We start from the raw sequence: 6,997 nt of genomic DNA, 5'->3' as shown, positions 1-6,997 counted from the left end.
AGTTGTGCAATTGTGCGTAGGACTCGTGCTTCAAAGCGCCAAAGATATATTGGCCCAATGTATTAGCACTAAGGTTCGCCGTATATTCAGCAACAGATTTTTCGTAGCACAATTTATTGTCTGTAATGATGGCACCAATGCGAAGACCACAAGCATTCCAAACCTTACTAGCCGTTTCAAGACTGATACGGCGGCCTTCGATACCAGGCACATCTTTATTGGTTAAAGCCCAGATACTAGATGTTTCTTTCCCTTTTTCGTAAGCCAATTCACGGTATGCTTCGTCAGAGATAATCCACAAATTATGCTTAACGCATAATTTAGTATATTCAATTAATGTTTCCTTACTGAATAATTGACCAGTCGGGTTATCGTAAGGAATGATGAGCAATGCGCCCGGTTTAGTATCAATAATGCGTTGCTCTACAGTCTCAACAGATGGTAATTCAAATTCGCCATCTTCGTTAAGCTCACGCTCAACAGTCACTGTTTTACGGCCAATGCGAAGGCCTACCGCATCATAGTTTGTATAAGATGGGTTAAACATCAAAAGAGGACGTTCCTCTTCACCTGCACCACCACATACGCCAAGCATGATGATTTCCATCGCCATGGATGCACCGTCTGTTACGAGTACATTTAGGCCCGTTGTATCGAAACCTTGGCTGCGTAAAATATGTAGGAATGCTTCGCGACATTCATCAGTACCTGTAGTTGGTACGTATGGCACGATGCCATTATGGAACGGGCTATTCACACCGCCCAAGTTGAACAACCTACGCTGCATGGCGGGATGCATAGGACGCATTACATTACCAATAGAACCATTCACCAAAATAGGCGGGTTCTTACGTTCCAAGAATTTAATTTGTCCTAAGCGAATGCCAGACGGCTTGCGAGCCATCATATACGGCGACAATTCTGGTTGTTTCATTTCGATCCAACTCCTCTGAAAATAAACCTCCTCAACAAGGAGGTTTTGATAACTGTGAAAGTAACAAAACACCTGCTATACAAGTAAATAACTGATACATCACAAAGCAAAACATAAAATACGATTACATAGATAGATATATATATAATACATAATATTATAGAGCTTTTACTATAGAAAATCTATAGTTTTATAACACATACTTATTTACATATGCCTAATTTATCGGCTAATGAAAACAACTCTCATAGTGCTGTACTACTATACCACGATAAATTAATGTAAAAATGAAAGAGCCTAAGTAAAGGCTCTTTCAGAGTGATGATTATTATATAATATATAACCATTAAAGGGCTACAAAGCTATACATATATCTACCATATTTATATATTAACGCTCATACACGAATTGAGCCATATTATAGATACCGCGGCCAATGTGGTATGTCTTAGCCATCATAGCTTCATTCGATATGATAACTACCTTTTTATTCTTAATGGCCTTAACATTTTTAAGATCCGGATCATTATAGTAGCTATTAAGTACCGCATCACGGTTAAAGCCCGGTGCTTTCACATCTGTCGGCACGATAATGACATCTGGATCGACCTTGATAAGGTCATCCTTTTTACCCATGTAGGACCATTTTACGCCTGCCTTAGTAGCCGCATTGTCTACATTTACATATTTCAGCATGTCTTGAATCATTGTATCTGGCGCCCCATACAAGCCATTTTCATTATACACGGCAACGGTCTTTTTCGGGTCATCACGGCGAGCAAAGCGCAAGGACTCTGTATCGCGGATGTAGTTCATCATCGTTGTAATAAGGGATTCCGCTTTATCAGATCGCCCCAACAACTGTCCTACGTTGCGCGTTTGATCCTCTACCTCTTTTACCGTTTTAGGCGCTCTAAGAAGTGCGACCTTTACACCGGCCTCGCGAAGGGGCCTCACAAGATCTGTGGCACCATCATCGTCCTCTACAATCACAATATCTGGCTTCAAGGCAGTGATAGCTTTCACATCAAGGGCCACTCGTTGTTTCACGCCATTAGACGATTGATACGGTGCCGCAGTGCTAGCCACCACGGAATCACCAGCGAGTTCAGACGCAAGGTCCGCTGCATTAGGACCAACCGCAACGATGCGCTCCGCCTTATGATCGAGTATGACCGTCTCGCTAGTGCCGTCCACCATCTTATAAATGCCCTTTGAGCTCAACATACCAAAAATGCCGCCACTGGTGAAAGCATTCCAAGACTTGTACATACCCATAACGGCTACGACTAAAACGCCCACGAAGATGGCTAATAATATTAATAAACGCTTTAATTGCATACTCTCTCCTTATTCGCTCTTATATTTAACGATGCCCTCATAGGTGCTAGGACCATAGAGCCATTTTGCCATTTGTTCCATGGCCATGAAAGCTTTCCAAGAATAGCTCATCACAAATAGTTCCTGTACTGGATAGACATAACCTTTTTTAACAGCCGTTACATTTTGTAAGTCAGGATCATTCATAATGGCATCAATATCTTGCTTGTAATCTGGCAGTTTATCGATAAAACGGGTAGGCACAAAAATAACATCTGGATTAATACGAATCAAATCGGCTTTCGTTCCCATAGATTGGTTCATATCTACCGTCGTTTTATGATCTCGGTACCAAGACACATCAGAGAAAATCTTAGGATCCTTGCCGTTTTGGGTTATAACGAGATTGCCTGCTCCATCAATACCATGCACCTGTTCAATCATATCCCGTACAATGCCCGACCGATATACGCCGTGAGAGCTATTATATAAAGCAATGACAGGCTTTTTATCCTTTTCGTAAGGCTCTACAAGTTTCTTAACATTACGTCTAGATACAATAAACTCTCGTTCTGGATCTTTATCTTTAAAAATCTCTCCTATTGTTTTAGTCGTTAAAATAATATCCTTAAAACTATCTTTCTTCGTATACACAAAGACAGGTATACCGGCAGCGCGCAAGGACGACACAAGGCTAGGAGGCGTAGAGTCTGGCGCTACAACCACGTCTGGTTCGTAGGACTTAATGGAGTCCACCGTTAGCTCTACACGACCATTAACATGAGTGGAACTGGAATAGGCTGATCCATCCGTAGCCACGATATAGGGCTCTCCACCAATGGCACCCATAATATCTACCGTACTTTCACCTATCGTAACAACGCGCCGCACATAATCAGGTACGGTCATCACCGTATGTTGACTATCCTCAATCTTCCGTTCATTCAGTGAAGTTAATAATTTGCCTACTGTGCCGTGTCGCGGTATAACATCACCCAATAAATCTGGTGCCAAAGCGATAACTAGACCAATCACTATAAGGATGCCTAAAAAAATGTAATTAAACATAATCCATTTTAAGGCCCCAAAAATGCTTCTCTTTTGATTCATAAGCGCCCCTCTCTCATCTGCAACTTACGATTAACCGAATATTTATAGCTTTAGTATACAGTATCTATTGTATGCGGTCTATACAAGAAAGAGGACTCAGCAATCGCCAAGAAGCGGACCAAGAATTTGCTAAAAAAGAGGACCAAGCATTTGCTCAGTCCTCTTGTATTCATTATATAGGAACGACAATCTGGCTTATTTCGATTGTCCTTCTACACAACCCACAGGCACGCTGTATGCGTGATTATTTTTTAGTTTTATCTGCTTTTTTATTGTCTTTCGCTTTTTTGTTTTCTTTTACCTTTTTAGGTTTTTCTTGTTTAACCTTAGCAGGCTTTTTAGCATTAACGGCAGCGCCTGCCGGTTTTACAAAGGCATTATTTAGGTTGGTCGCCACTTGTAATGCTACATCTGCATTCGGCGTAGTGACGATATTTTGGCCCGCTACCGTTACTGTGCCACCGTTATAAGATGCAGAACCTGGTGTCACTTGGTTGTTATGGTACATACGAGCTAGTTTACCAGCCATGTAGAAAGCGCGTTCTTCACCTGTATAGCGGCCGCTAGCAGCTGGGGTATAGATATTATCGCCATTTACATAAACGGCGCCTTTAGCCACATTTACGTGATTTCCAGAGTATGTGTACATGCGAGCAATGTTATTGTTCACACGATCTGTTAACTTAGGATGGTTATTAGGTACTACTACTTGTGAAAGCCCTTCACGATAGTGTTCCCCTACTTTGTTTCGAAGTACTAGCATAGAACCAGCGGCACCGCCCACATTGTATGGAGATTCACTTAAAATCTTGAAGCCTAATTCATCGGCTGCTTTTTCTTGGCTCATTGTAAATACTTGGTTAGACAAGTAGTTACCTGCTACGTTGGATAAAATGGCAGCCCCTTCGCTACCACCTGCAGCGATACCTACTGCTGTAGATAAACCGATTTGTTTCTTAGCGCCATTGATGATATCTTTATGCTCACCATGCGCAATTTCATGGGCCATTACGTACGCCAATTGATCATCATCAAGCGTATCTAACGCACCTTTGTTGATAGACATAACACGACCAAGCGTTGCAAAAGCATTGAACTCCTCATCAGGGTTCGCATATACAACATAGGAACGTTTTACGCTCGGCGTAGCCTCTAAGGTTTTCATAATGCGATTTACACGCTCTTGAGCGGCACTGTCGTTCAAGTAACCTGTTTTCTCTTTTGTACGAGCCAAGCTCTCTTTTTGGCCTTGCTCAGAATTATCCATTTTATTTAAAGCAGTAGATACGTAAGCCATAGCAATAGCACCACCAGCTAAGGACTGTACTGCGCCAGATGCTGCTTGTACAGGAGCTGTTTGCATGATCGCAGGTGCCATAGACACCGCCATAGCTACAGATAACGTAGCCGCTGTAAGTTTCTTGTTCATTCTCTCAACCTCTCAAAATATAAGGAGTAATAAAGGCTATATACAGGAAAAATGTATAGCTATTTAAATATAGATACCACACGGAATTCTACACACTATCCATATTGTAAAGATGTATGGTAAATACAAAATGAATAATGGAACAATTATTCATCTGTTTAAGATAAATTAGCTTACGCTAAATATTACCTAATAGTTTGTAGTATTACTAGTATAGATCGTTATTCTGTTTAAAATGTTTATCTATCACAGTCTACTCATCAGCTACGACTGGTTTTGCTGAAAGTATTACTGCTTCTTTACCATCTTTGGAGACCGCAGCACCATGGGTATAGCCTACTACATCAAAGCCTGCCTCAGCACACTGTTCTGCGATGCTTTCATAATTCTCATTCTTACCACGAGTACACGTAGAAAGATGAACCGTAGTAACCCCTTTTTTCTTGAAAGACTCAATTTTCTTGGCTAGATCACCACCACTGTGCGTGAAACCTACCAACTCAATATCCTCATCTGCATAACGCTCAAAGGAATCCGCTTTATTCATAAATGCTTTTAAGCAACCGCCACAAGAACAGCGCTGCATTGTATCCTCATTCACGAGAACCGCAATTTTCTTAGTCATAAGACCTCCATTGAAAGTATAGTATAAACCTTAGTATAACATAGCTATAAGGAAAAGATGTATCCTGAAGCACGTTGATTAATGCTAATTATAGATAGGTAAATTGAGGACACAATCATAAAATTTTGGGTTCCTAATCTCTTATTTTACCTGTACCATCAAATTAAATAAGCAACGATTCAAATGAGTCTAGTGAAAATCATAACAATAAATGATATAACTTGATTTCTCCTATTTCTAGATCTTTAGGAATAGTTAAATACATACAAACTTGAATAGTGATTACCAAGCTGAAGAATTATGCCCATTATTTCTTTAAGCTACAAAAAGCTACTAAGTTATTTATATAGTAAAGATAAGAAATCGGATAAGCAATCACTTTAAAATTGAGGTTTGAACGCATATATGCTATCATGAAGGAAAGAAGGATTGGGATGGAGAAACCTAAATTTGAGTTCTATACAAGACCTAATGGACATAATGAATTTCTAGAATTTTTAGAATCACTTACTGAATCTGATTCGGATAAAATGTTTTCATTAATACATAAAATCCAGGATTCAGGATTGTTAGTTGCTCAATATATGCAGTGGGTAAAGAAAGTGGACAAAAATCTATATGAAATCCGTCTTAAATGTCCTAATAGTATTCAAAGGGCATTATACTTTCATGTAATTAATAATAGATATATTATTACTCATGGATTTACTAAGAAAATGCAGAAAACACCTAAAAGAGAGATAATTCATGCCAAACAAATTAGGCGCGAGTTTGAGGAGGAATATTATGCCAACAATTAAATTTGACGATTTTCTGAAAGAACAATTAAAAGATCCAAAGTTTAAAGCCAGATTTGAAAAAGAATCGGCTAATCTAGAAAGTGCTATAGTGATTGCAAAAGCTCGTGAAGCAGCCGGTTTAACACAACGTGATTTAGCTGAAAAATCTGGTGTCCCTCAATCCACAATTGCAAGAATAGAACAAGGTGCAAATACAAGTATTAGTACTCTCTGTAAGATTGCATTTGCTTTAGATAAACAAGTAAAGATTAGTTTAGTATAAGAATAAACCCCTATAAGCGGCTTAATGTGGCTTATAGGGGTATTATATTTAAAGCAGATGACATAATTTAAAGTAACTCATATAGTTTATATTTTATTGGCACAGTGTATCTACATAAAATCTTTAATTTACATATACTTTGAGTTACTCAACTGATTTATAGTTCGGTAACATTGGCACGTTGTGCCTCGTTACCGTATGGAAATAGTTTACCTCCTACCACTAGCCGCGGCTTCCTATCAATCCTCACTGTGGATTTCCCTTCCCTGCTTCGCAGCTTGGTAAATTTTACGTTCGGAAGAAAGCGATGCAGTGAATCTGTCGTCGTTTCACTCCTCCATCTTCTACTGCCCTGCTTTTACTGCCCTGCTTACCAGGTACCCTGGGAGGATATGAAGCCATACACAAAAAAAGACACACCCTCAGGTGTGCCTTTAAGCAATCAGCGGCTTCCTATCCTCCCAGGCCGTCTCCAGCCAAGTACTTTCGGCGTTTATGAGCTTAACTACTGTGTTCG

General features: G+C 39.8%; 7 protein-coding genes. 2 read left to right on the top strand and 5 right to left on the bottom strand.

Going from position 1 to position 6,997, the window contains the following annotated elements:
• The 5 genes from Q0F90_RS06070 to Q0F90_RS06050 form a co-directional block, all read right to left on the bottom strand.
• Nucleotides 1-934: aminotransferase class I/II-fold pyridoxal phosphate-dependent enzyme (locus Q0F90_RS06070; RefSeq protein WP_296004183.1), on the bottom strand; the 934-nt coding region annotated here is incomplete at its 3' end.
• Nucleotides 935-1,324: 390 nt separating this feature from the next.
• Nucleotides 1,325-2,275, bottom strand: coding sequence for an ABC transporter substrate-binding protein (locus Q0F90_RS06065; RefSeq protein ID WP_296004182.1), 951 nt, complete (start codon nucleotides 2,273-2,275; stop codon nucleotides 1,325-1,327).
• Between the two features lie 9 nt (nucleotides 2,276-2,284).
• Nucleotides 2,285-3,364, bottom strand: a complete 1,080-nt coding sequence (locus Q0F90_RS06060; RefSeq protein ID WP_296004181.1) for an ABC transporter substrate-binding protein — start codon at nucleotides 3,362-3,364, stop codon at nucleotides 2,285-2,287.
• Nucleotides 3,365-3,608: 244 nt separating this feature from the next.
• Nucleotides 3,609-4,793 (bottom strand): M48 family metallopeptidase, encoded by a 1,185-nt coding sequence (locus Q0F90_RS06055; protein WP_296004180.1) that lies wholly within the window; start codon nucleotides 4,791-4,793, stop codon nucleotides 3,609-3,611.
• A gap of 253 nt (nucleotides 4,794-5,046) precedes the next feature.
• A complete protein-coding gene (locus Q0F90_RS06050; protein ID WP_296004179.1) occupies nucleotides 5,047-5,418 on the bottom strand; it encodes a CGGC domain-containing protein in 372 nt (123 codons plus the stop codon).
• Between the two features lie 434 nt (nucleotides 5,419-5,852).
• Here Q0F90_RS06050 and Q0F90_RS06045 point away from each other — a divergent pair, with 434 nt between their 5' ends.
• A complete protein-coding gene (locus tag Q0F90_RS06045; protein WP_296004178.1) occupies nucleotides 5,853-6,218 on the top strand; it encodes a type II toxin-antitoxin system RelE/ParE family toxin in 366 nt (121 codons plus the stop codon).
• The gene (locus Q0F90_RS06040; RefSeq protein WP_009352030.1) at nucleotides 6,205-6,480 is read left to right on the top strand and encodes a helix-turn-helix domain-containing protein; all 276 of its coding nucleotides are present in this window, start codon (nucleotides 6,205-6,207) and stop codon (nucleotides 6,478-6,480) included. Before Q0F90_RS06045 ends, Q0F90_RS06040 begins: the two co-directional genes overlap by 14 nt.
• Nucleotides 6,481-6,997: the final 517 nt, after the last annotated feature.

This window comes from uncultured Veillonella sp. (genome assembly GCF_934190855.1).
Taxonomy (GTDB): Bacteria; Bacillota; Negativicutes; order Veillonellales; family Veillonellaceae; genus Veillonella.
Note: the sequence above shows the minus strand (reverse complement) of the source record. Positions and strands in the feature narration are given on the sequence as shown.